The sequence below is a fragment of the Treponema bryantii genome (assembly GCF_900111035.1).
Classification (GTDB): Bacteria; Spirochaetota; Spirochaetia; order Treponematales; family Treponemataceae; genus Treponema_D; species Treponema_D bryantii_C.
Genome location: NZ_FOFU01000004.1, coordinates 189,881 through 215,691 on the forward strand (window position 1 = coordinate 189,881; position 25,811 = coordinate 215,691).

A 25,811-nucleotide genomic window follows, 5' to 3' on the forward strand; every position below is an offset into this window, starting at 1 on the left:
GACAGCGGGTCGTTTTAGGCTCAACCAGAAAACGCCTCAAGCGGCGAGACTATGCGAGCCGCCCATACGCCTATCGTTCAAGCAAGCAAACTGCCTGTGCCTCTATGGCATCTGATGTACCAACCGGCGGGAGTTTCTCGCCGGTTTTTGCTTTAACAAAGACCTGCGAAGCTTCAACTTCAAGGATGGCAGCAATACTTTCTATTACTTCCTGACGATGAGGCAGGAACTTTGGTTTTTCAAGTTTTATAACGCAATCAAGGTTTCCAAGTTTCCAGCCCGCATTACGGACATCTTTCCACACTGCTCTCAGCAGTTCTGCAGAATCTGCATCCTTCCACTTAGCATCCTCAGGTGGAAAATACGAACCGATATCTCCAAGACCGGCAGCACCAAGAAGTGCATCAGTTATTGCATGAAGAAGAACGTCGCCGTCAGAATGGCCGTCCTCCCCTTTTTCAAAATCAAAAACAACACCGCCAAGAATCAGACGTCTGCCCTCAACGAGGCGATGTAAATCATAACCAAGCCCAACTCGAATCATCCGGCACCTCCTGGTCATTTTGTAAGTCGCTGTCATCCTGAACTCGATTCAGGATCTCCAAATCTGACGGATATGTGATTTTTATATTATTTACGTCGCCTGGAGTTACACGGACACGGCCGCAATATACACCCCAGATTTCTGTGTCGTCGGTGTATTCTTTACCATCTGCTGCTGCGCGGCCGTGAGCCTCGAGAAGTTTATTAAACTCAAAGCATTGAGGCGTCTGCACTGCAGTAAGGTTGCTGCGCACCAGATGACGGGTTATAAAACCTTCACTGTCTATTTCTTTCTGTGTATCTGTAGGAGTAATGCCTGGAACAGAGGCTCCATATTTTACAGCAGCTTCCAGTGCTTCCATAATAACTTCCCGGCTCACAAAAGGCCTTGCTCCGTCATGAATCAAAACAATATCAGGCTGGCCTGTTACAGCGAGTAATCCGTGGTAAACAGATTTCTGCCGGGTTTCAGCACCTTCAGTAATTCTGACTTCAGGAGCAATTTTACCGAGGGCTTCTATACATTTATCAATTCCGCCAGCAGGACAGGTTACTATAAAGTCTGTAATTTCAAGCCCTTCACAGGCATTTAAAAAAGTTTCAGCACAGACCGAGAGGACTGTGCCGTTTTTATAAGGAAGATATTCTTTTTTTATACCGCCGCCAATTCTTGTAGAAGAACCGGCCGCAGTAATGATAATTGCAATTTTAGAATGAATCGTCTTCGTCGTCAAAATCGTCATCCGCACCCATATCGTCAGCTGAATCATCTTCATCATCAGAATCATCTGAGCTGCGTCTGTTATTTCCTTCCGAAATATCATCCATCAAATCATCATCTTCATCATCTTCAAGAATGATAGAGTGTTTAATTTTTGGAGTTGCTCCAGGTGGCTCGAGCTTTGTATGAATCTCGGCTTCAATATCCTTTGAAGATTTTCCAAGTGCATAAGCAATTTCATCTTCAAGAAGTTTCTTTGCTGAATCATAAAGTTTGCGCTCAAGGATTGGAAGTTCCTTTACCTTACTTCTGTTGTAAAGGCAGCGAACAATTGTAGCGATATCTTTTACAGTACCCTTCTTAAGAAGGTCAAGGTTCATCTGATAGCGGAGTTTCCAGTCTGAAGTGATTGGTTCAAAATCATCTGAAAGCAGATTCAAAGCTTCCTGCGCTTCTTTGGCAGAAACTATCTGTCTAATACCAAGATTCTCTGCATTCTCAACAGGAACCATAACAACCATATCAGAGGCTTCAATATAAATCTTATAGTAAAGGACAGTATTATCTTTAAAAGTCTTCTCAAAAACTTCCTTTACAATTCCAACACCCTGACTTGGGTAAACCACTTTCTGGTTAATTTTAAATTTTTGTGCCATATTCTCTATATTATACATCAAAAAAATGAAAAATTCAATCAATATGAAATTTACAGAGAGATCAATAAATCACAGAAATCTTGAATAAACAAAAATGCTCCGACATTTTAAAGAATTAAATAAAATTTGGCGCGAGGAAGCGGATTTGCAGGGCAAAAAGACTTTGTTTGTGGCTGCCGCGAGAGCGGCAGTATAATAGTTTCTATACCACAAACAACGTCTAGCGCAATATTGCGCGTTTTTGTCTTGCAAATACGCGACCGGAAGCCAATTTTGACGATGATTATTTTAGAATGAAGAAGCTCTTATGACTATTGCAAACTTTGACATTTGTTGCTTAACTTTGCAATTTCTTGTATATTATCTGAACTTATATGACAGATTTTATTGAAAACACTGCAGATCAGACTGCAGACTCGACATTCACTGACGAAAAAATCGAAAACGAAACTCCAGACACTGTAACTTTTGAAGATTTAGGACTTGATGAATACACATTGAAAGCCGTTGAGAAAAAAGGCTTTGTTACTCCTTCTCCAATTCAGGTGCTTGCTATTCCGCGCCTTCTAACTGGGGATACTAACCTCATTGCGCGTGCCCGCACTGGTACTGGAAAAACTGCCGCTTTTGGATTACCTATTATTCAGAACGTACGCGGTAAATCAGATCATGTTGAAGCTTTGATTCTTGAACCAACCCGTGAACTTGCAATGCAGACCTGCACTGAGATGCAGTCTTTTTCTACTTCAGACTATCCACGAACTACTGTGCTTTATGGTGGCGCTTCTTACGCTGCTCAGATTAAAGACCTCAAGCGTGGCTGCGAAGTTGTAGTTGGAACACCGGGACGTATCAAAGATCACATCGACCGCAAAACTCTCGACCTCAGCAAAATCAAATACTTCATTCTTGATGAAGGTGATGAAATGCTGGATATGGGCTTTATTGACGACATCGAAGAAATTTTCCGTCACGCTAATCCAGACTGCCGTATCCTTCTTTTCAGTGCAACTATGCCTGCCCCAATCCTCAAGATTGCCGGCGATTTTATGGGCGAGTATGACATTATCGAAGAGGAAAATGTAATTGACGAAGCACTCCTCATCGACCAGAAATACTGGGTTGTAAAGGAAAGCGAAAAGATTGAAGCTCTTGTTCGCCTAATCGACATTTCACCGGATTTCTATGGTCTTGTATTTACAATGACAAAATCAGATGCAGACCGTGTTACACGCGAACTCGACCTCCGCGGTTACGAAGCGGCTGCCCTTCACGGCGATATCATGCAGAACCAGCGTGAAAAAGTTCTTGAACGATTCCGCATGAAAAAGACACGCATCCTCGTTGCAACAGACGTAGCTGCCCGCGGTATCGATATTAAGGGAGTTTCTCACGTTGTAAACTACTCTCTTCCTTTTGATACAGCAACTTACGTTCACCGCATTGGTCGTACAGGCCGCGCCGGAACAGAAGGTATTGCAGTTACATTCGTTCGTCCGGAAGAACGTCGTAAGCTCGGCTTCCTTTCAAAGAATATTAAGAAGGCCACAAAGAGCGAGTTTATCGAAGGAAAAATTCCAAGTGTAAACGAAGTTTTGAACGTAAAGAACGAACGCGTTATCAAAGAGTTGAAGGAAAAAGTATTCAATACGATTGTTGAGAGCTCGCAAAGCGAGTGTATCGAAACATCCGAAGAACTCAACAACGATGCGACATCTGCGGTAGTTTCGACAAGCACAACCACCGTATCCACCGTAAAATCTGAACTCCTCACTCCACTTTTCACAGACCTCGCTGCAGCTCTTTGCGAAGGACAGGATGCACAGCAGGTACTTGCCGGAGTTCTCTCAACTGTATACGGCGATCAGCTTTCTCCAAAGCACTACGGAAAAATCAATACTGTTTCTTCTGCACCACGCGGTGATCAGAAACGTATTTTCATTTCTCTCGGTAAAAAAGACGGATACCGTGCTAAGGAAATTGCAGACTACTTCAGCGAACTGCTTCATATTCCAGGCCGCCTCGTAGATGACATCGATGTTGCACAGCAGTTCTCCCTTGTAAGTCTTCCTGTTGCTTCTGCACGTAAAGCTATTGAGATGTCAAAATCTAACCGAAAGCTTCCGCATATGCACTTTGATGAAAAAGACGGCGGAAGAGGACCTCGCAGACCTCATAATGACAAAGCAGATTTTGCTCCGTCTCGCAGTGAACGCCCTTCTCGTGGTAAACGAGACTCTGCAAAATCAGATAAGGCACCTCGTGGCCGTCTTAATGCAAAGGGAAATAAGCCAAACGTTCATGCACAGACAGAACGTTCTTCATCACGCAAAAATGGTGGAGCTGCACTCTACAAGAAGAACGGTAAAAAAGCAGAGCGCTTCTAATTAAATTCGCTTTTTTTGCTATTATGTTTTATACTGTTATTTTAGATGAAACGGTCTGTTTTAGCAGTTTTTATCATTCTGATAACAGTATTCACCTTCTCTGCCTGCAGCAGTAATAACAAAACTGCACGATACGACGTTTCCAATTTTGTATCATATCTTGAAACACCTCCAGAATATGAACTTGGAGATGTATTACCACTCACCTTTGATTTTAAACCTCTCAGCAAAAAAAATATGAGCAACCTTATCAAGGTTCTTGAAAATAAAGATAATTATATCTGGCTGAAAATACAATTTGTTCTTCCGGAAGACCTCAGATACCGTGATCTTGGACTTTACATCGGCTATATTCGTGGTGCAGATCTTCTTTTCTTAAATAATATAAGCATAAGACAATACGGAGAATTTCCTCCGGCTGCAAACAGTGCAGGCTTTACCGGCCAGTACTTTATGTTCTCTAAATCAAATCTTGATCAGGTTGGAATAAATACAGTTCTCATAAAAGTATGGCCAGATGCCTTCGGAAGTGTTGCAACAAAAATGTATCTCGGTGAACGGCCAGACATTTATACTGCAAGCGAAAGAATCAATTTCTTTAATGCAAAGATTATCCTTTCTTTTGCCGCTATTATGCTCGTAATCTTCTTTATCTATATTTTCCTTTATGTAGTAATGAAAAATTATGAAAATCGTAATGTATATCTGTTCTTCGCACTATTAAATCTAAATACCATTCTATTCCTCCTTCCTTTCTTCCTTTCAGAGATTTTATGGGCAAAACCGACATGGCTTTCTTATACATGGGTAATTCGCCTTTTCCTTTATGGAGGTTCTGCTACAACAATATATTTTGCAAATTCATTTATCATTGCATACTTAAAGGAAAAAAATCCTCCTGCTATTATCATTGCAAGACTTATTATATATATTATTCCCTTAATCTGGGGTTTTACCCGTACTTCAACAAAAAGTCTTAATAATTTTATGCCTATCTTATATTTTTTTGCATCAATACAATTTGCCTTCAGTATCCCACGGCTTATCAAAGCCCTTATTGATAAAGAAAACAGAAAAGATGCCATTTTCTTATTTATAGGCTTTTCTCCTGTTATTGCAGGCGTAATCATTGATTCAGTATTAAAATTTGGAAATCTTAGTCCTAACCTGCCATTCTTTACGATTTATGGCTGGCAGATTACTCTTTTCATCTTCCTTGGTTCGCTTCTGCTTCGTTTTGGCGCTATGTATATGCATAACACCGAACTGAATATTAAACTCGCAGACTTTACAAATCATCTTGAAGATGTTGTAGCTATACGAACAAAAGAACTTTCAGAAGCAAACTATGTACTTTCAAAGGGGCTTGAAACAGTTGCCCATGTTCAGAAAAACTTCCTGCCTTCTAAAAACAGAGCATTCCGCGGCTGGGATTTAGCGATTTCCTATAATGCTGTTGATAATAATGTTTCCGGCGACCTTTATGATTATTACTTCTCAGACGGCATTCTTGACGGAATGGGAATTTTTGATGTATCCGGTCATGGTATTCCAGCTGGCCTCATGACAATTCTTGCTAAAAGCATTATAAGCCAGCATTTTATTACTGGAAAAAATCAGGAAGAATCAATTTCAAACGTTCTTAAGGATATCAATAAATCATATATAAAAGAAAAAGTTGATGTTGAAAACTATATAACAGGTCTTCTTTTCCGCTTCAGTGAATTTAATAAAAAAGATGTCTGTAGTGTAGAATTTGCAAACGCTGGACATCCATATCCACTCTTGTACAGCGCTGTAGAAAATAAAGTTATTGAATTAAAACCGGAAAACGAAAAGCAATACGGTATTCTTGGTGTTGAAGGTCTGGATGTTTCCTTTCCTCCTATAAGTTTCCGTGCATCACCAGATGATATCATTATCTGCTATACAGATGGACTTACAGACTGCACTAACAGCAGCGGAAAGGACTTCACTAAAGAAAGAATCATCAAAACTCTTCAGGATTATCACCATGAAAGTGCTATTATGATTATGAACCGCATAATGGACAAATTCTTTGATTTTATAGGACATGAAAAATATAAAGACGATATAACCCTTATAGTTCTTAAGCGTTCGAACTCTAAGGATTATATTGAAGAAATCTAATATTCTTATTCGTTGCTTTCTTCTTCAGTTTCAGCAGGTGCTTCTGCTGTATTTTCAGTTTCTTCTGTATTTTCTACTACAGCAGGTTTAGTTTCAACTACAACTGCAGGAGCAGGTTTTGGAGCACGATATCCAAGACGAACCTTTTCAAATTCTGTTTTATGACGTGATTTCAAGAGCAGAGTCTCAGAAGGCTTCTTATATACATATCCGGAAGAATTATAAGTTTCGAATCTAGGGTCAGTTCTGAATGCCATATCATAAATATAAATACTGTAGAACTGAGGAATACCCTTCATGATAATGTAGTGAGTATCACCCTCTGGGAAGTCTATAGTAAGAATATCCTGATCTACACCATGTTCCAGTCTGATTGTCTTAGCACAAGTCCATGCCCAGATAATCTTTCCATTTGTATCATAAATCTTCTCAAAATGAGGATAGAAGGTATTATTATATGCAACAATCGGATAAAGATTACTGAGAGTACGCAAATCGAATGAAGAACTTTCTGAAAGATAAGAATTAACAATTGCATAACCAGCCTTTTCAAGAGTTTCAGACTCAGTGAGTCTACCATAGCGCAAAAGTGCAATACCGGTTTCAACAGCCTGATTTACAGAAAGGAAGGTATCATTTTCAGAAATAGTCAATATATTACCTTCAAACTTACATGCCTCTGTAATTTTTTTAATTGAAGGATCAAGAATAGGCTCAAGAATTGAAGCATAATCCGGTGAAAGACTCATAAGATCTACATAAACCTGAATAATTCCAGAAATCTGAGCAATTGAAAGGTTATATGGATCAGCACCAGCTGCATTTGTAAGAAGTTTCTTTACATCAGTCTGATTTGGATTCAGATAAATGAAATCAGAAATCTTATGAACAGTAAATAAGTCAAAAGTTCCTCTGTCGGCACTTTCAGCAATTCGACGTTCATATTCTTTCATAACCTTTTCAAGGTTATTATTCATATCTTCAAGAGTATTGAAATATGGTGCAGAAAGATAAGTTCTCTGCTTACTCTTCTTTATACTTTCCGGAACATTTTCAATAGCATTTGTGTATTTTCTTGATTCAGCCTGTGCTGCAACATAAGAAACTGCTACCTGCTCAGTAATATTTGATTCAACGTTATTTGTTTCAAAGGCATTGATAAGATCCCGCTTAAACTGCGAAACTGTCTTTGCATATTCAGAAAGACTTGCAATAGGATTATCAATAATATCATCAAAGGTAAATTTCTGATTAGCATCATAAATAGAATAAGTTGCAACAGAATTACGAGAGGTAAAATCAAAGTGTCCGGTATTTACAGCATGACCTGCAAGTTCCCACGCATTACGCTTTCCGCTAAGAACAAGGCTGTCTTTTTCTGCCTTTACTATGCTCATATTCGATGAATAATTGTAAGGCATAGAAAAATCAGAAACTGAATCCGGCAAATCAGTAATAATAGCAAGAGAAGATGCTGGATCCTCAGAAGCCAGTTCAAACGTAACTTTTACGCCTTCTGTGAAGTTTAAAGTAATAGAGAGTGGTTCTTCCTGTTGAACATCTCGCAATTGAACGGCAGATTCAACGCCTTTCTTTGTGATAACAGCAGGATTCTGGTCATCAAAAAAGAAATTGATACCGTTATAGGAAAGTCTGGCCTTATTTTTATAGGCTATTACACCTGACTGCTCATCAATAGCTTCAAGGGTAATCTGCAGGTTTCCGATTTTTTTAATAATATTGGAATCTGTTCTAAATTGCAGGACAAAAATGCCGATGATAATAACGATATCGACAATAAGCAGTCCTAATGCTTTTTTTAATATCCGAATGCTCATTGTATTAATAGTTTAGCCAATGATTCGGTTAATTTCAACTATATACAAAGGAAAGTAAAAAGAATGATCAAGAAAAATAATTCTAAGATTGTACTGATTCTTGCTGCAGGAGCCCTTTTAAGCTCTACTATCTTCATCACAGGTTGTGCTTCAAAACCAGCAGATGACACCACTCCAAAAACAGAAGTTTCTACTCCAGAACCTAAAAAAGAAACTAAAAAGAAGGAACCGGAAGATCCTCCAAACGTAAAGTTCGTAAAGCAGCTTAAAGCACTGCTTGCAAAAGGAGATACTAAAGGCGCAATAGCTCATTTTGATGAAATTCCTTCTTCTTTGAAGAACGATCTTGAACTAAAAAATCTTCTTGGTGCTCTTTATTTTTCAGACAGCCAGTATGAAAACGCAATTGCAATAGCAGAAGAAATTCTTGCAGTTGAACCTGAAAACATGGATGCACTTGAACTGATTGCTATGTGTAACAGGGCAAAAGGTGATAAAAAGGCATATAAAGAATCAACAGACCGTATTCTTGCAGCAGATCCATATAATCCTTCTGTAAATATTCAGAAAGCAGAGGAATATGCTGTAAACAAAAAGTATAAAATGGCACGTGATTCATATAAAAAAGCACTTCGTGGAGATCCTGAGAATACAGACGCACTTTTCGGCTACGCTCAGATGTCTTACTACACAGATGATTTGAAATCAGCTAATGACAACTTCCAGAAAATCCTGGACAAGGATCCTGAAAATGCAGCTGCCCTCGCCTACATGGGCAAACTTGCTTATGATAATGAAAACTATCTTCGTGCCACAAAGTTCGTACAGCAGGCCCTTAAATATGATCCTAACAACTACGATTACTGGATGGACTACGGTACATATCTCCGTTATCAGGGAAAATTCAAAGATGCGGCAAATGCATGGAAAAAGGCCGTTGAACTTGATCCATCATACTTCCTTGCTTATGCATATCTTGCCGGAAATTATGATGATTTAGGCCAGTTTGACGAGGCTCTCGAGAACTATCATAAGGTAATCGAAACAAATCCAAAGTATTTCTATGCATATGAATCTACAGCTATTCTCGAATTCCATGCTAAGAATTACGAAAATGCAATTAAATACTTTACTAAAACTTATGAATACAGCCCAAGTTATGCCTATAGCCTTATGATTGCTGCCTGCTGGTACAAACTCAATAAGCCTCTCGAAGCAAAAAAGGTTCTTACTGCACAGCTTAAAAAACTGGACAACAAGACAACTGAATATGATCTCGTACGCTTCTATAACGATGCTTATAATAGAAATGCAGAATCAAATCTGATTCAAAAAATCACAAAAGAAACTAATAGCAATAACCGCGGTAAAATGCTATTCTACATGGGACTTTATTATGAATTGAACAAGGCGGAAGATCTCTCCAGAGAATATTACGCTAAAGTTACAAGTATGAAGGCTCCTATGTTCTTTGAATACAGGATTGCCGAATGGGGATTGATGCAATGAGCCAGACTCAGATTCAACTGGACTTTAATGGCCGCAAGATAACACTTGTAGGTACAGCACACGTTTCTAAAGAAAGTGTTGAAGAAGTAACTGAAACTATTAAAAATATACAGCCAGACTGCGTAGCCGTAGAGCTTGATGAAAAACGTGCAGATTCTATTAAAAATCCGTCACGTTACAGTCAGCTGGACCTGGTAAAGGTTCTTAAAAAGAAGCAGGGATTCCTTCTGCTTGCAAATATCATGCTTTCTTCATATCAGCGCAGAATGGGTCTTAATGCCGGTGTAAAGCCAGGTGATGAGATGATTGCGGCAATGAATGCAGCAGAAGAAAACAATATCCGCTGTACTCTTGTAGACCGCCCTATTCAGATTACCCTTAAACGAGCCTGGGGCAAAAACAGTTTCTGGGGAAAATGCAAGCTTCTTGCAACTCTTATTTCAAGCGCATTCAGCAAAGAAGAAGTTGATCCAGAAGAAATTGAAAAGCTTAAGCAGCGTAATGAAATGGACTCTATGATGGATGAACTTTCTGATTACATGCCTGTTATCAAGAAAGTTTTAATAGATGAAAGAGACCAGTATCTTGCTTCAAAAATCTGGGAATCAGAAGGTAATAATATTGTTGCCGTTCTTGGAGCAGGTCACTTACCTGGAGTACAGGCATATCTTGAAAAACTCGGAGCCGGACAGGCTTCTTCAAATGTAGCTGAACTTGAAGTTCTTCCAAAGCCTGGTATTTTTGGTAAAATTCTTGCAGTGTTAATTCCAGCTTGTATTATCGGTTTGATTATTGCAGGCTTTGTATATGGTGGAGTTCATGCAGGAACACAGATTCTTTCTACCTGGTTCCTCTGGAATGCCATTCCGGCTGCAATTCTTACAGCAGTAGCCTTTGGACATCCGCTGGCAATTCTCGTTGGATTTGTTGGAGCTCCATTTACTTCCCTCTGTCCTTTTATAGGAATTGGTTTCTGTACAGCTATTGTTCAGGCAATTGTATGTAAACCAAAGGTTAGTGATATGGAAAACCTTCAGGAAGATGTATCTTCTCTTAAAGGCTTCTATAGGAACCGTATTTTAAGAACTCTTCTGGTGTTTATTCTTTCTTCTCTTGGAAGTACACTCGGAACATTCATCGGTGGAGCAGACATAATCGGAATTCTCCAGAATCTTAAGTAAAAATAAGAATCATTAAGAGTCTTCTTAGATTCACCAGAAACCTGTTTCCTTTTTTTCAAATTTCCATTTTTATATATGTAGATACAACAGGAGATATTAATGATTAAAAGGAAACTGCTGATTATTACAGTACTGTGCACTCTGGGCTTTAACATCGCTGCTGAAACAACATCAACAGCTTTGCCGGATACAACACAACTTTTACTTTCATATATTGAAAACGATTACGAACTAAAAAATCTTACTATTGCTGCGAAAAAGACACAGCTTTCTTATGATGCTACAAAAATCGACAAAGGTTTTGATTTTAGTCTTGCAAGTGGAAACATAACTGTAAAACTTTCAGAAGACGGAACTACAATATCTGCAAAACCTTCTGTAAAAGCAGAACTTCCACAGGCATCAAATCTTTCTGCATCAGTTCAGACAAATTTAAGCTATGCAACTGATGACACTTCAATTTCTGATACTTCAGTTTCACTTGGAGTAGACATTATTTCTTCTTCAACTCTTACAAATAAGATTTCCCTTTTAAAAGCAGAACGCTCAGTTGTTGAAGCAGAACGCAAACTTGGCAAGCGGGTTCTTTCAGCTGAAAAAGAATTCTATACTGAACTCAAAACCCTTCTCTCTTCTATTAACTCTATTATGAGTGCAAAAGAAGACCTTTACAGTGATACTCTCGAATTTGAAAAAATAAAGATTCAGGGGTATTCAAAAGCATCTTCTACTTACAGAAAGGCAGAACTTAAAGTAATTACAGACGAGCACAATATTGAAAGCAGCCTGCATTCTTTTATCCATGACTTTATTGTCTTCTATAAAAAGTGTGGTTATGACATTCAGATAGATGATAACACAGACCTTATGACTCTGGTTCCATCTGATATTGAAGTAAGCACACCACTGAACATTCTTGATTTTGATAAGGAAAACTACACTTCTATTGAAAGTGCAAAATGGACTTATAAGATTAACAGCATGGAGCGAAGCACAAATAAGAACTATTCGCTTTCTGCTACAGCCGGTTATACCTTTGATAATTCAACAACTGATTCAGATTCAATTGATGCAGGACTTACAGGAAGCATCGGAGGACTTTCTCTTGGAGCCGGTGTAAGTATGCCTGTAGGTGGAACTTCAAACTACCCTGCCCTCAATTTTAGTATCAGTCTTAATCCTAATACATTCCGTAAAAATACAATTTCTAAAAAACAGGATTCCCTTACAGAGGAACAGGAACTGCTTGCAATAGAAACTGCAGAAATTGATTACGAAACCTTAATCGTAGAAACTCAGCAGAAGCTCGATTCACTTCTCTGGGAACAGAAAACTGTACAAGAAAATCTTTTGATGTATGAAGATTTGGAAAGAGATCTTGCTGCAATGTATAAGCAGGGCTTTACAACCGAAAGCGATTACCTTTCAGCAAAAACAAATCTTAATTCTTATATCGTAAAAAAAGTAATGAATCAGATTGATTTGATTATGTATAACGATGATGTTGTTATGAACTTTATTCCTGATAACGAGGTAACAAAATGAAAAAGAAAATTAAAATCATAATAATCTGCGCTGCCGTTCTGGTAGTAATTGGTATTGGGCTTGTTTTACTAAAAACTCTTTTAAGTTCTTCTGGAACTGAAAAGGTTTTCTATACAGCAAATGTTGAGACTTATGAAAATATAATCGAAATCTCAGGTACTGTTGCTGCAGCTCAGGAACAGACTCTTCAGGCTCGCAGTGCGGGTACTGTTACTGCGGTTTATGTAAAGGCCGGTGATAAAGTAAAGAAAGGCGATATCATCATTCAGCTGGATGATTCGGAGCAGCTTTACAACCTCGAAAAGCAGGAATACAACATGGCAACTAAGAAGTTGACCGCCTCGGCGCGTGAGTTGAGGCTACTGGAAACGGAGCGGAATTCGCTGCTGCAGAAAGTTGAAGACCGCAAGGTTACTGCAACCTTTGATGGAATTATTGCAGATCTCGATGTTGCAGTTGGAGATTCTCTCGAAGCTAAGGATGAAGTTGGAACTCTGGTAAACATCGACTATCTGACTGCTGAAGTTGAAGTAACTGAAACAGATGTTTCTAAGCTTGAAATCGGTCAGACTGTAAACTTTACTTTCCCAGCATACAGCAACGAAACTGTAAAAGGTTATGTAACAGGCTGGCCTGCAATTGGTACTGTGACATCTCGTGGCGCAACTGTTGTAAAAGTAAAACTTCGTATAGATGATTATCCTGATGAAATTCTTCCAAACTTTTCTTTCACTGGAAAAATTGAAATCAGTCCAACAGAGCAATATGTTGTTGTTTCCCGCTATGCAATAGGTTATGAAAACAAACAGCCATTTGTTGTACTTGCTAAAGGTGAACAGAAAAAATCTGTAAAAGTTCAGCCTTATGGTTCTGAATACGTAAAGGTTCTTGAAGGCCTTGAAGGTGGAGAAGTTTTGATTCAGCAGTCAAAACCACGTGCTTCCGGCATGAATAGAAACAGACCAGGGTCTTCAAGTGGTAACAGTAAGAATAAAAACAGTGGCGGCGGAATGCCTGGTGGCTTCCCAGGTGGTGGACCTGGCGGTCCGATGTAATCTGGAGGCTTATCATGGAAACTGTAGTCAGCTTACAGGACGTAGTTAAAACTTACGTCATGGGAGAAAACGAAGTTCATGCGCTCCGGGGAATCAGTTTTGATATTCATCAGGGAGAATTTGTTTCTATCATGGGACCTTCCGGTTCAGGAAAATCAACCTGCATGAATATGATTGGCTGTCTGGACCGCCCCACTTCGGGAATTGTAAAGATAAATGGCCGCGAGACTGCCCTTATGACAGAAAAGGAACTTGCAGTTCTGCGTAATAAAACGGTCGGATTTGTTTTCCAGCAGTATCATCTGATTTCTGCAATGAATATTCTTGAAAACGTTATGCTTCCTCTGAAATATCAGAAAGTTGACCGCGCCGTTCGTATTGAAAAAGCGAAGGCAGCTCTTGAGGCTGTCGGTCTTGGAGAACGCATTCATCATAAACCTCATGAGCTTTCGGGTGGTCAGAAGCAGCGTGTTGCTATTGCCCGCGCCATGGTAACAGAGCCTAAGATTCTTCTGGCAGACGAACCGACTGGAGCTCTGGACACAGAAACTGGAAAACAGGTTATGGAAATGTTCCGCAAAATCAATAATGAGCAGAACACAACCATAATTATCGTAACCCACGACCCGAGAATCGGTGAATCTACAGAACGCTGTATAAAAATTCTCGACGGTCAGATTGTAACGGAGTAACACATGTTAGAAGACTTCATAAATGCTTTCAAAAACTTCAAAAGCAATAAAACACGAACATTCCTTTCTTTACTGGGTGTAATAATTGGTGTTGCTTCAGTTATCGTAATCACAAGTATGGGAAGCAGTTCTACAAAGCAGATTCAGGACACTTTTGGAAGTGCCGGCCTTGATGTTGTAAGTATCAGTGCAGGTTTTATGAGCCGCCGCGGAAATTCCTCTTCTGTTACTTTTGATGAAGCGGCCCGCACAGACCTTTTTGATAATATCAAAAACATCAAAAAAATCTGGTACAAAAATACGCTTAATGCAACAATGACTTACGGAGAAACTTCATCATCTGTAAACTGCAGTGCTATTGAAACAGGCTATCTGGAAATGTACAACCTTGAACTTGAGAAAGGCAGTTTCTTTACTGTAACTGATAATGAAGAAGGAACTCAGAAAATCATTTTGAATCATGATACTGCAGAAAACTATTTTCCTGCTGGAGATGCTGTCGGCAAACAGGTAATTCTTGTTGCAAGCAACACTACTTTTAATTTTGAAGTTGTGGGTGTACTTAAAGAACAGACTACTGGTATGGAAAATGGTTCTGCATTTATTCCCCGCGGCTTTTACGCAAAGAAGATTAAACCGAATCCGGCTGCAGCAACTGTAATGGTTCAGACAACTTCTTCAGATAAAGCTGTTGCACTGGCAACTGAAATCAAAAGCTATTACACAGAAAAGACAGGTTCAGAATATTCTGTAAATGTAATGAGTATGCAGTCTATGCTGGAACAGATGAGCGAAATCACAAGTACAATGAGTATTATGCTCAGTGCTATTGCAGCAATTTCCCTTCTGGTTGGCGGTATTGGAATTATGAATATCATGATTGTAACGGTTACTGAACGAAAACAGGAAATTGGTATTCGAAAAGCCCTTGGTGCAAGCCCTGCAGATATAAGACAACAGTTTTTGATTGAATCAGCAAGCATTACCCTTCTCGGTGGAATAATTGGAATAATTGTCGGAATTATCGTAAGTCTTGCAGTGGAATATGTTCAGTCGAACGCACTGATTATCAGCACGAACGCCTGCATAATTTCTTTTGTGTTCTCGGTATTTGTGGGAATATTCTTTGGACTGAATCCAGCAAGCCGTGCGGCAAAACTGGATCCTGTAATTGCATTAAGCGGCGAGTAACGGAAAATCAATAACCATCCGACATTTCGCGGTTGGCATCTTTCTTACAAAGCTCATCATAAACAAGAGAGCGTTTGCGGAGTTCTTCCTTAAGAGGCTTAGGGAACGGCATATTACGCCAGAAGATTCCGCGAACATCCTTGTCCAGACGCTGAACACCTGTAGATTCCTTTGTCATCCAGAGAATGTAATCTTCAATAAAGAATTCCTTTACATCACCCTTCAGTTTCATCTGGTCAAAATGCTGATAGTACTGACCGGTAAGACCTTCTTCCATCCAGTAATACGAAGCCTTTTCCTTAGCAACCTGCCAGCGTAAATCAGCTACAGCTGTAAGAACGGCAATCTTTAAATCCTTAGGATACATTGGAACAACAATACGTCCACGGCTTGTTACACGATTATAGCGGTCAAAAGGTTCCCAGCAGAAACCACGGTCTCCATAAGTTGGAACAAGCAGAACATAAGGTACAATGCGGTTTGGAACATTCTTATGTATTCTGTGAAATACTCCCGGATCGAGCGATTCAATCCATGTAAGAACATCGATTACGTTTTCACGGGTACCTGTACCACGCTCAGTACAATGGTAGAATTCACGTGTAAAAATAGGGAACTGATTACCACGACGACCAACTGTCATTTTTGCCATCTGGCGAACAGTTTCAAACTCTATCTTAACGGCTTCTGTATCATTTGTTGTTACAGCTGCTCCACCACCTGCATTGATTTTATCCTGAACGTTATCGTAAGTTGCCTTTGCCTCTTTGAATTCTTCCAGAACCTTAGAAAGCTCTTTATCATTCTTTGAAAGACGATGCAGAATATCTGTAATTTCCGGCAGAAGCTTACGCTGCATTTCTGTATATCCAGCAGAATGATTTTCAAGTCCAAGCACCTGATTATGCTCACACAAATCTTCTATATCACGCTTAAGCTCACCTTCGAGCATACGGCGTTCATTTTCTTTGATGTTCAGGATATTTTCAGTACTCTGCATTTTTCCAGAGTTCTTTGACTGAAGCTGCATTAGACGAGACTGTTCTGCAGAAGCAGCCTGATCAGGTGTCATATTGGCTGTTTTCACCTGCTTCTTTTCATCGGTTGCAGAATTGTTCATGCGGCCCGATGCAATCTCTTTGAACCATTCATCAACATACATGATTGGTTCACCTTCGCGGTTTTCAACAAAAATCTTCGAAAAGAAATCCTTTGTTTCCTGTTTGAAAAGAGAAGGAAGAACAACGCCAAAGCGAACCAGCATTTTCTTTGGCATCGGGGTATCAGTATATCCCATCTTACCTACCATTCCACGAAGAAGTTCCCAATAAGATGTTACTATCTGCTGACGGTAAACTGCGCGGTCTTTAGGATCCTGACAGGTAAGATATTTTGAAAGAATCTGATGTACACGCTGAGCTGACTGATTTTCACCAGTAAGTGCTGTCTTATAATATTTTGTATCGTTAAATATTTCTGAAGGAGTATCGTTTGTAAACTTTTCGATAGGTGCAAATTCAGTACGGCTTAAATCAACTTCATGAATAGATCTTACAGAAGCAGAACCTGCTGAACTTGAAGAAGTTTCTTTACTTCCAGAAGAAGGAGATTTGAACATTCCAGAATCTGAAATATCTGTTACTGCATTATCTGCCGAGTCTCCAGTTTCTGATTGTGATAAAAGCGCTGCAATTTCTGGATCCAATCCATCACTCATAAAAAGTCTCCTATAATATCCTCAATTATAAGCCATAACCCCTATATTCGCAAGAATGAAAATGATTTTTGAAAAATCTATTGAACAAATCTCATAAATTGTATATTATTCATTCATCTTCTGGGGAATTAGCTCAGCTGGCTAGAGCATCGGCTTTGCAAGCCGAGGGTCAGGGGTTCGAACCCCCTATTCTCCATCAAGACCTGAAATCGCAAGATTTCGGGTCTTTTTTTTTTGCCTCGTTGTAAAACATCTATTTTTTCATTATTATAGTAAATATTGTTTAATTTGATATATTTTTATAGGAGCAATACAAATGGCAGACACAATGCATGCATTGGAAAAGAACCCTAACTGGAAGGGTCGTCGTGGTCCTGTTGTCCTTGTAATTATGGACGGCGTTGGATATGGAAAGTATGAAGAGGGAGATGCAGTTAAGGCTTCTAAAATGAAGTATCTCGACTGGTTTACAAAGAACTGCCCTCACACTCAGCTTAAGGCACACGGAACTGCTGTTGGTCTTCCTACTGATGATGATATGGGTAACTCTGAGGTTGGTCACAACGCTATGGGTTGTGGACGCGTTTTTGCTCAGGGTGCTAAGCTTGTTGGTGAATCTATTTCTTCTGGCAGCATGTTTGAAGGTGCTGTATGGAAGAAGCTTGTAAAGAATGTTCAGGACAAGGGAACTACTTTCCACCTTATGGGTCTTGTTTCTGATGGTAACGTTCACTCTCACATTGACCACCTTAAGGCTATGATCACTCAGGCTCACAAGGAAGGTGTAAAGACTCTCCGCGTTCACGCTCTTCTGGACGGACGTGACGTTCCTCCGACAAGCGCTCTTGAATATTTTGAACCTCTTGAAAAATTCCTTGCTGAGTTCAGCGATGTTGATTATCAGATTGCTTCTGGTGGTGGACGTATGTACATCACTATGGACCGCTATGGTGCTGACTGGAGCATGGTAGAGCGCGGATGGCACGCTCACGTTTTGGCTGATGGTCGTCAGTTTTCGTCTGCTACTGAAGCTATCAATACTTACCGCAGTGAAAATGCTGGCCTCCTCGACCAGGATATGCACGAGTTCGTAATCGCTAAAGACGGAAAGCCTGTAGGACCAATCGTTGACGGCGACAGCGTAATCTTCTTTAACTTCCGCGGTGACCGCTCTCTTGAAATTACTGCTGCCTTCGAAGAGGATAACTTCCCTCACTTTGACCGCGTACGTCGCCCTGCTGTTGAATATGCTGGTATGATGGAATACGATGGTGATAACCACAAGCCGGCTCAGTTCCTTGTAAACCCACCAAGCATTGACCGCACAATGGGTGAATATCTTACAAAGACTGGTGTTCATCTTATGGCAATTTCTGAAACTCAGAAATATGGTCACGTTACTTACTTCTTCAACGGTAACCGCCCTGGTGAATTCGACAAGAATCTTGAAACATATATTGAAGTTCCATCTGATGTTGTTCCATTCGAACAGCGCCCATGGATGAAGTGTGCTGAAATTACTGACAAGGTAATCGAAGCTATCGAAAGCGGAAAATACGACCACATCCGTCTTAACTACCCTAACGGTGATATGGTTGGACACACTGGTGTATTCAACGCTGTTGTATGTTCTATGGAAGGTATGGACCTTCAGCTTGGTCGTCTTAAGGCAGCTATCGAAAAGGCAGGTGGTATCCTCTGTCTTACAGCTGACCACGGAAACTCAGACGATATGTACGAGCACAAGAAGGACGGTTCTGTAGCTATGGGTGCTGATGGTGAACCAAAGCCAAAGACATCTCACTCATTGAACCCGGTTCCAGGTATCATCTACGACCCAGAGTACAAGGGTGAGTATGAGCTGGAGCTCAACAGCGGTCTTGGAATCTCTTCTTGGCCTAGCACATTGATGGAACTCATGGGCTACTTGCCACCAAGTGATTATGATAAGAGTATGATTAATCTGAAATAGATTATTGAATCGTCTGCCACAGTTTTAGGGCAGACGATTTTTTTTAATTATATCAACTGCTTCTTACTTTCTAATATTTTATGCTGTCATAAAATTTGTAGCCTTTTTCGTATTCATCATGTTATACTAAATAAAAAAAATACTTTTTGTACCCTGAAACAATTATAGGTATATCTGGTAAAACATTAATAATCTTTAAATATATGAATAAGATAATCTATATAAATTGATTAATAAAATGTAGAGGCTAAAAATGATTAAAATATCTTGTAAAGAAATCAGTAATGGTGTAATTGAGCTTTCAGCAATTTCCACAAACGAAAATTCTAAAAATATACAGAATTATATTTTTGGCGAAACAAAAATTGTCATTAAAGCACAACCAGAAACTTATGATATTTACTACAAAGACAAATTAATTTTTAAAGGTGAAAATTTCTATATAAATAATCAGCGGCTTTGTGAAACACGAGAACTAAAGCATTTATGTTATGGTTTAGGTGAAAAAATTTCAGAACGATTAGATAGAAATAACAGTTTGTTTGAAGCTAATAACAAAGAAAAATCAAGTTACCATAATCCTATGTACAGCAATTTTTATACAAGTTTCCCATGTATATTATTAAAATGTCAAAATAACGATTTCTGGCTAGGCTATTACTTAAATGATAGTGGTAAAACAAATATGGATATAGGTTTTACCACTATCAATAAAATTTCTATAGCTGCATCAGGAATGCAATTTTCAGCAGTTTTATTTACAGGTTCTACAATACAAAGTGTACAACAAAAAATGGTAGCTTACATGGGACTTCCTTTTCTACCAGCAATGTGGATGCTTGGCTATCACCATTCTCGTTATGGTTATAAAAATGCTTGTGAAATAGAAAATGCAGTACAGAACTGCAGAAAACTAAAAATACCGGTTGAATCAATTTGGTATGATATAGAGTTATTTGATGAATATAAGCCATTTACACTCAATCCAGATGCTTTTAAAAACTTAAAATTACACACCGAATATCTTGAGAAAGAAAAAGTTAAAAAAATTTTTTTTATTAATCCTACTGTAAGTGCTAATAGCAATTATGAACTATATAGAAAAGGAATCGAAACAAATATTTTTTTGCTTGATGAGAACAAAAAAACATATATTGGAGAACTTTGGAGTGGAAAAGTAGCATTTTGTGATTACACAGCACAAAATATTGAACAATGGATTACTGAAGCATTGAGTTTTTATCAAAAAATAGGTTTTGATGGTTTATGCCTCGATATGAATGAACCAACAGATTTTTCTTCAAAATCAAAAGTTATCCCAGATACAATAACAACATCAGATAAAAAAAGATATGCTAAAGCTTTTCATAATATATATGCAAATACTCAAGCAGCAGCGTTTTTTAAAAAGTTAAATTCTGAAGACACTCAAAAACTATTGCTTTCACGAGCAGGTTTTGCGGGTATTCAAAAATATGCAGCAATATGGACAGGAGATAATTATTCTACCTGGAATAATTTACAAAATTCAATTATTCAAATAATAAATGCTGGATTATCAGGGGCAGTTTTTACAGGTGCAGACATAGGTGGGTTCTGGGGTAATTGCGATGAAGAATTACTGGTTAGATGGTATCAGTTAGGAGCATTTTATCCATTTTTTAGAGCACATAGCGAAAAAAGTACACGAGAAAATGCACCATGGGTTATTTCTGATAAAAACTGTAAACTTTGTGTGAATGCAATACGTCAAAGATATAAGTTTTTACTCTATCTGTACAAGCAATTTTTAAAAGCAAGTCAAACTGGCATCCCCATTTTTAAGCCATTATTTTATGATTATGCAAAAGACAAAAATACTTATAATATCACAGATGAATTTTTATGGGGAGAAGATTTTCTAGTAGCCCCAATTTTAGAAAGTTCAATAAAAAAAAGATTAGTCTACTTTCCTGAAGGAAATTGGATTGATATAACTTCAGATAAAGTTTATATAGGAAAAAATTATTATCTTATAGATGTTGTAATTGATTACATACCTGTTTTTGTCAAAGAAAATTCAATTATTCAAATTTGTGATGTTGGCAAAAATGCTGCAGATATCAATACTAATTTATTGCAACTTTTAGTATTTGGATTTGTCCCTAAAAAAACGATAGAACTTATAGACCCTTCTTGTAATACAAAACGAATTAAACTTCATTCTTCTTGTAAAAGTTTAACTTTAATTTTTGAACATAATTCGAATGTAAAACAAATATTTATTTGTATTAAAAATGGAAAAAATAAAGAAACTTATTCTATCAAACGAAAGAAAAATGAAAAAGAAATAGTAATACCAATCGAAATAAAACAAATGTGACGTAAATGTGACATAATATGACACAAATATGACATAATGTGACACATTATTACTAAAAAAAAATTGACAGATTTTAAAATTCGCCCTTATACTTAACTTAATAAATACAAAACTTAAGTTTGTGTTTAATTATAAAAATCTTAAATGTAATAATGTAGGGTGTCTTATGATTGTTCGAGAAGCTGATATTAATATTACTAATGCATGTAATTTAAACTGTATTCACTGTGCATTTTCTTCTGGTGCTAAAAGCAAAGAATCTTTGAGTTTAGATGTTTTCAAAAAACTTGTAGACGGTCTTATTCCCCTTGGGCTTGAGGATATGCATTTAACAGGAGGGGAACCAACAATTCATCCTCACCTTGAAGAAATGATTACTTATGCAGTTGGGAAAAATGTAAATGTCCGTTTAATTTCTAATGGCTATGTTCTTTCAGAAGAAAAGCTTATCCGTTTTAAGAACGCCGGATTAAAAAGTATAATGATCAGTCTGGATGGTCTTGAAAAAACACATAATATGATTCGTGGTAAAGCTGATGCATTTGAACGAACTGTTAATACAATAAAAGTTGCAAAAAAATTAGGATACAATGTTCGCGTAAATGCAGTTATTTCAAAAAATAATTGTAAAGAACTTAAAGATTTAATTTTATTTGTAGCAAGTCTTAATGTCGATGTTTTTTCATTTTTTCTGTATTCACCTACTGGACGTAATGCAAAAGATCAGCTTGATGTTGTCGTAGGAGCTTTAGAATGGAAAGCGTTAATTAAAGAACTTAGAACACAGATAAAGCAATCAGATATTGGAAACATGCAAATTGCTTTTGAAAAAGGCTATTATTTTATTGATGACGATAATATGGATTTTGCTTCTTATAAAGGAAGAGGTGGCGGATGTTATTATCTTCATTCGATTTGTGATTATGTAATTATTTTAGCCAATGGCGATGTTTATCCATGTGCCCTGCTTACAGACAAAAGTATTCCTTACGGAAATATTAATGAAAAATCTATTAAAGATATTCTTAAAAATCGTTTGAATATCGGTACTTATAAAGGTTTTGAAAACAAATCAAGTGAATGTAATACTTGCAATTATTGGGAAAAATGTAAAGGTGGATGTAAGGCTTTTGTTTATGCTCACAATGAAGATTGGAATAAGAATGACCCTCGTTGTGTTTTAGGCGATGATAAAAAGTTTATTCCACTTTGTCCTTTACACAAAGAAAACTTTTTTACAGGAAAAGAAAGTGGTTACTCAGAATTGGTGGTTGAATAATTATGAGTCACAATATTTCTGAAAGAAAATCTGTAAATGATGATTGCTGCTATCGAAGATTAGAAAACAATAAACGACGTGTTATTTGGGAAATAACGTCTAAATGTAATCTAGCCTGCAAACACTGTTTTGTTAACACAAATACAGGAAAAGATGTAGACACTGATTCTTGTATACGTGTAATCAATCTATTCAGTGAAATGAATGATATAGGCAAAATTATGATTACAGGTGGCGAACCTTTTTTGCGTGAAGATATCTTTACAATATTAGAGCATATACGTAAGAAAATGCCAGATGCAGTTATTGATTTAACTACAAACATGACAATGCTTGATAGCGATAAAATTAAAAAATTACGTAAGTTACAAATTGATGAACTTACAGTTTCGCTTGATGGCATTGGAAATATACATGATGAAATTCGAGGTAAAAAAGGTTGCTTTGATAAAACTGTAGAGAATATAAAAAGTGCATTAAATGAAGGTTTGTATATTGATATTGTTTCTGTAATTTCAGCATATAACGTGAACTCAATGGATGTTATCGCTGATTTTGTTTCTAAGCTCAAATGTTCTTCACTTACCTTTAGCAAAATAATTGAGCGTTCTGAAAAAAAAATCGAAGATAAAGTATTGATTCAGTATAACAAAGAATTTGAATTAAAAGTTGCAGAACTAAGAAAAAAATACAATGGAATTTTGCCAATACGTATTGTAGGAGAAAAACATACTGGTCAAAAAATCTGCTGCAAAAAAGATATTATAAGTATTAGTGCTGAAGGATGGATAGAAAGATGTTTACTTTCTAATGATAGACTTTTAAAAAACAATATTAAAGATGAAAATTTAACTTCTGAAATGTTTAATTTTACAAACGAAATTAGATGTTTTTAATAATTAAAAACAGAAAAAATAAAAAGTTAGGGGATTTTTTATGAAGTACAGCGTAGGAATTGGAACAACTAACCGTTGTAATTTTAATTGTCGTCATTGTTATTCACGTGAAGAGAAATTTTATGATTTGACACTGGATGACATAAAGAAATTAGTTGAAAATATTGACATCTCATCAATAAATTTTGGTACTGGTGAAAATATTTTAAATCCGCATTTTTTGGATATTATTTCGTATGTTCACGAAAAAAATATCAAAATGAGCTTAACATCCAACGGTTTTTCGATTTCAAAAATGACTGATGAACAACTTTCGTATTTTCATGATATTGACATTTCATTGGATTTTGCGAATGAAGAAGAAAACGACAAAATGCGAGGAAAAGGTAGCTACAATTTTGCAATGACTGCTATTAAACGTTTACAACAATTAGGCATTGAATGCTCAATCGTTAGTTGTTTAACAAATGAAAATTCACGTCAAATTGAATCTTTATATGATTTAGCACAATCTTTAAACTTAAATTTCAGACTAAACATTTACAAAGCTGTTCACAATAAAACTCTAGCTCCAAATTACGAACAGTTCTGGAGTTTCTTTGAATGGCTTGTCGAAAAGAAATGCATAGTTACATGTTCTGAACCTATTGTTTTAGCTGCTATTGATGGGGAACCATATTTTAAGGGATGTAACTGTGGACGCAATTCATTTAGAGTAACACCATCAAGAAAAATAATTCCATGTGTTTACTGGAAAGATAGTGATATTACAATTGATGATATCGTACGTGATGGCGAAAATGCTATAAAACAGAGCAAAGAATTTGCAAAGATTCGTCAAATACCAGAATATTGTAAATCATGTGATAAGCTTGAATTATGTGAAGGCGGTTGTGCTTCACGTAGATTATACTCAAATTTTGAAGAACCTGATCCTTATTGTTTTAAATATCTTGGAAAAGAAAAACCATTTATAGACACTTCGTATTTTAGCAAAAGTGAACTTGTTCATGCAGGTTATCTTTGTACAACAATTTTAGGGAGAAAATAAATGGACAAAAAGGTGCTTGCAGAATATGGTTTTTTAATGGTACGACCCGATGCTTTTAAAAATAACCTAAGCAATAGTATTTATCAAAATATTATTGAACGAGGCTTTTTTCTGACTGCAGCAAAGGTTTTGAAACTTACTCCACGTCAATTTGAAATGATTTACGAGCAAAAAGCTCATTTATTTGTGCCAAATCTTTGGCTGTTTGGAGATATATACCGCAACACTCCATGTGTGGCCATGGTATTTAAACGTAGTACAAACACCGATTCCCGTCCTGTTCCTGAAATTTTTGACACAATCAAAGGAAATTCTTCACCAATTGAGGGTGAACGAAAAGGTATTCGAGAAGAATATGGCAGAATTAGTTCTTTTCATGGAATTGTTCATTGCTCGGATTCGATTGAGGCATGCCTAAACGATCTGCAAGTTGTTTTTAGTGATTATGAACTTGATACTATCCTTAAAAATGAATATTGTTTACAAAATAAACTCAAATCTGAAATTATTCATTTTTATTTAGAAAATGATGAAAACAAGATTAATAGTTTTGATATAGTGCAATTCAATTTGTACTTAATCAAAAAGATTATATCAACTTTATGTGTGCGTTGCCTGACACAATTAGATGATGCTGATCTTTCTAAATTTGAAAATATTTTTGATAAATATGAACAGATATCCTTAGAAGTTAATAAAATTTCAGATTTTTCTAAAAGAAAAAAAATATTTTCAGAATTTCAAAGAGACAATAAAGAACTTATTGATAGTCTTATAAAGTGTCCTCTATATTTTAATACAGACAATTATAAAAGTGGAATTAATACATTTGAAACAAATGCATTAAAAAGTGATTTTACTCTATTAAAACTTTCAATTGCTATCCTAGGTGCATATGAAGGTTATAATAAACTTGATTGTTTTAAATTTTTATCAGTATTAGAACGAGGTGGTGTTTATTTAACTGAATGGCAACAAAACATCTTACTAGCTGCACTTACAACTGATTTAAATGCTGATAGATATTGGGGTGGAAAACCATGTTATGAAATGGCAAAATAGAGG

19 protein-coding genes and 1 tRNA gene are annotated in these 25,811 nt (G+C 37.2%); 15 read left to right on the forward strand and 5 right to left on the reverse strand.

Annotated elements, in window-relative coordinates:
* Positions 1 to 70: 70 nt before the first annotated feature.
* From ispF to BMY21_RS08945, 3 genes are read right to left on the reverse strand one after another with little or no spacing between them, the layout of a single operon-like run.
* Positions 71 to 544 carry a 2-C-methyl-D-erythritol 2,4-cyclodiphosphate synthase gene (gene ispF / locus BMY21_RS08935; protein ID WP_074643064.1) on the reverse strand — a complete coding sequence of 158 codons (474 nt, stop codon included), beginning with the start codon at positions 542 to 544 and terminating at the stop codon, positions 71 to 73.
* Entirely contained in the window at positions 519 to 1,277 is a 759-nt protein-coding gene (gene ispD, locus BMY21_RS08940) for a 2-C-methyl-D-erythritol 4-phosphate cytidylyltransferase (protein ID WP_074643066.1), read from the reverse strand. Before ispD ends, ispF begins: the two co-directional genes overlap by 26 nt.
* The gene (locus BMY21_RS08945; protein ID WP_074643068.1) at positions 1,252 to 1,920 is read right to left on the reverse strand and encodes a CarD family transcriptional regulator; all 669 of its coding nucleotides are present in this window, start codon (positions 1,918 to 1,920) and stop codon (positions 1,252 to 1,254) included. The genes ispD and BMY21_RS08945 overlap by 26 nt, the downstream gene beginning before the upstream one ends.
* 374 nt (positions 1,921 to 2,294) lie before the next feature.
* Between BMY21_RS08945 and BMY21_RS08950 the strand changes: the two genes are divergently transcribed.
* Together BMY21_RS08950 and BMY21_RS08955 are read left to right on the forward strand one after the other, a co-directional pair.
* The gene (locus tag BMY21_RS08950; protein WP_083379806.1) at positions 2,295 to 4,307 is read left to right on the forward strand and encodes a DEAD/DEAH box helicase; all 2,013 of its coding nucleotides are present in this window, start codon (positions 2,295 to 2,297) and stop codon (positions 4,305 to 4,307) included.
* A 45-nt stretch (positions 4,308 to 4,352) separates the two neighbouring features.
* Positions 4,353 to 6,458, forward strand: coding sequence for a SpoIIE family protein phosphatase (locus tag BMY21_RS08955; RefSeq protein WP_074643074.1), 2,106 nt, complete (start codon positions 4,353 to 4,355; stop codon positions 6,456 to 6,458).
* Between the two features lie 5 nt (positions 6,459 to 6,463).
* Here BMY21_RS08955 and BMY21_RS08960 read toward each other — a convergent pair whose 3' ends face one another.
* A complete protein-coding gene (locus BMY21_RS08960) occupies positions 6,464 to 8,296 on the reverse strand; it encodes a hypothetical protein (protein WP_074643077.1) in 1,833 nt (610 codons plus the stop codon).
* Positions 8,297 to 8,359: 63 nt separating this feature from the next.
* Here BMY21_RS08960 and BMY21_RS08965 point away from each other — a divergent pair, with 63 nt between their 5' ends.
* The 6 genes from BMY21_RS08965 (at position 8,360) to BMY21_RS08990 (ending at position 15,469) form a co-directional block, all read left to right on the forward strand.
* Positions 8,360 to 9,805, forward strand: a complete 1,446-nt coding sequence (locus BMY21_RS08965; protein ID WP_074643090.1) for a tetratricopeptide repeat protein — start codon at positions 8,360 to 8,362, stop codon at positions 9,803 to 9,805.
* Positions 9,802 to 10,986 carry a TraB/GumN family protein gene (locus BMY21_RS08970; RefSeq protein WP_074643548.1) on the forward strand — a complete coding sequence of 395 codons (1,185 nt, stop codon included), beginning with the start codon at positions 9,802 to 9,804 and terminating at the stop codon, positions 10,984 to 10,986. The genes BMY21_RS08965 and BMY21_RS08970 overlap by 4 nt, the downstream gene beginning before the upstream one ends.
* Positions 10,987 to 11,085: 99 nt before the next feature.
* Positions 11,086 to 12,531 carry a hypothetical protein gene (locus BMY21_RS08975; RefSeq protein ID WP_074643091.1) on the forward strand — a complete coding sequence of 482 codons (1,446 nt, stop codon included), beginning with the start codon at positions 11,086 to 11,088 and terminating at the stop codon, positions 12,529 to 12,531.
* Positions 12,528 to 13,586 carry an efflux RND transporter periplasmic adaptor subunit gene (locus BMY21_RS08980; RefSeq protein ID WP_074643092.1) on the forward strand — a complete coding sequence of 353 codons (1,059 nt, stop codon included), beginning with the start codon at positions 12,528 to 12,530 and terminating at the stop codon, positions 13,584 to 13,586. The genes BMY21_RS08975 and BMY21_RS08980 overlap by 4 nt, the downstream gene beginning before the upstream one ends.
* A gap of 14 nt (positions 13,587 to 13,600) precedes the next feature.
* Complete coding sequence (locus BMY21_RS08985; protein ID WP_177177732.1) at positions 13,601 to 14,278, forward strand: ABC transporter ATP-binding protein; 678 nt, start codon at positions 13,601 to 13,603, stop codon at positions 14,276 to 14,278.
* A gap of 3 nt (positions 14,279 to 14,281) precedes the next feature.
* Complete coding sequence (locus BMY21_RS08990; RefSeq protein ID WP_074643100.1) at positions 14,282 to 15,469, forward strand: ABC transporter permease; 1,188 nt, start codon at positions 14,282 to 14,284, stop codon at positions 15,467 to 15,469.
* A gap of 7 nt (positions 15,470 to 15,476) precedes the next feature.
* Here the strand turns inward: BMY21_RS08990 and BMY21_RS08995 are convergent, their stop codons facing one another.
* Positions 15,477 to 17,186, reverse strand: coding sequence for a DUF8510 domain-containing protein (locus BMY21_RS08995; RefSeq protein WP_074643101.1), 1,710 nt, complete (start codon positions 17,184 to 17,186; stop codon positions 15,477 to 15,479).
* Between the two features lie 122 nt (positions 17,187 to 17,308).
* On the opposite strand from BMY21_RS08995, the gene BMY21_RS09000 reads away from it, so the two are divergent.
* The 7 genes from BMY21_RS09000 (at position 17,309) to BMY21_RS09030 (ending at position 25,808) form a co-directional block, all read left to right on the forward strand.
* Positions 17,309 to 17,382, forward strand: a tRNA-Ala gene (locus BMY21_RS09000).
* A gap of 120 nt (positions 17,383 to 17,502) precedes the next feature.
* Positions 17,503 to 19,158 carry a 2,3-bisphosphoglycerate-independent phosphoglycerate mutase gene (gene gpmI / locus BMY21_RS09005; protein ID WP_074643102.1) on the forward strand — a complete coding sequence of 552 codons (1,656 nt, stop codon included), beginning with the start codon at positions 17,503 to 17,505 and terminating at the stop codon, positions 19,156 to 19,158.
* A gap of 253 nt (positions 19,159 to 19,411) precedes the next feature.
* Positions 19,412 to 21,520, forward strand: a complete 2,109-nt coding sequence (locus BMY21_RS09010) for a TIM-barrel domain-containing protein (protein WP_074643103.1) — start codon at positions 19,412 to 19,414, stop codon at positions 21,518 to 21,520.
* Between the two features lie 166 nt (positions 21,521 to 21,686).
* Entirely contained in the window at positions 21,687 to 22,799 is a 1,113-nt protein-coding gene (locus BMY21_RS09015; RefSeq protein ID WP_074643104.1) for a radical SAM/SPASM domain-containing protein, read from the forward strand.
* Positions 22,800 to 22,801: 2 nt separating this feature from the next.
* Positions 22,802 to 23,695, forward strand: a complete 894-nt coding sequence (locus BMY21_RS09020) for a radical SAM protein (protein WP_074643105.1) — start codon at positions 22,802 to 22,804, stop codon at positions 23,693 to 23,695.
* Positions 23,696 to 23,735: 40 nt separating this feature from the next.
* Positions 23,736 to 24,746, forward strand: a complete 1,011-nt coding sequence (locus tag BMY21_RS09025; protein ID WP_074643106.1) for a radical SAM/SPASM domain-containing protein — start codon at positions 23,736 to 23,738, stop codon at positions 24,744 to 24,746.
* Positions 24,747 to 25,808, forward strand: a complete 1,062-nt coding sequence (locus BMY21_RS09030) for a nucleoside-diphosphate kinase (protein WP_074643108.1) — start codon at positions 24,747 to 24,749, stop codon at positions 25,806 to 25,808.
* Positions 25,809 to 25,811 lie beyond the last annotated feature (3 nt).